At 53.2% G+C, this 600-nt stretch carries 1 pseudogene; it reads right to left on the minus strand.

Annotated elements, in window-relative coordinates:
* Positions 1–600, minus strand: a pseudogene (locus ABD028_RS23215) (IS3 family transposase); the annotation flags it as partial.

The raw sequence follows: 600 nt of genomic DNA on the forward strand, positions 1-600 counted from the left end.
AAGCCCATCCCACAGGTTTACGCGCAAACAGGTCCAGGACCACGGCCAGATAAGCCCAGCGCGTGCCGGTCCAGACATAGGTGACATCGCCACACCAAACCTGGTTGGGGGCCACCACATCGAACTGCCGATTAAGGATATTGGGTATCTCCACATGGGCTTGCGTCGCCTTTTTATAAGCATGTTTAGGTGGCTGGCAACTGACCAGTTCGAGCCTTTTCATTAACCTGCCAGCCCGGTAACGACTCAACGCAAAGCCGCGTGTGGTGGCGATATCGGCGACCGTGCGCGCTCCCGCTGAACCATTGCTTTGACGATGAATTTGCCGGATTTCACTGTGCAGACGCACGGTCTGCGCGCAAATACCCTTGTTCCGGTTCAACCAATATCTGAAACTGCTGCGCTGGACCTCAAACACCTCACACAGCGTGGCTACCGGGTATTTGACCCGGTTGCTCTTGTTGAGTTTCTCGATTAGCGAGAAGTGTTCATGGAGTCCGACATCAACAGAGCGGTAGCCTTTTTTAGAATGTCCTTTTCTAATTCAATGCGTTCGATGCGCTTCTTCAACTCGCGGATTTCAATTTGCTCCGGCGTCAT

Origin of the sequence: Bowmanella denitrificans, assembly GCF_039522935.1 — a bacterium.
GTDB lineage: Bacteria > Pseudomonadota > Gammaproteobacteria > Enterobacterales > Alteromonadaceae > Bowmanella > Bowmanella denitrificans.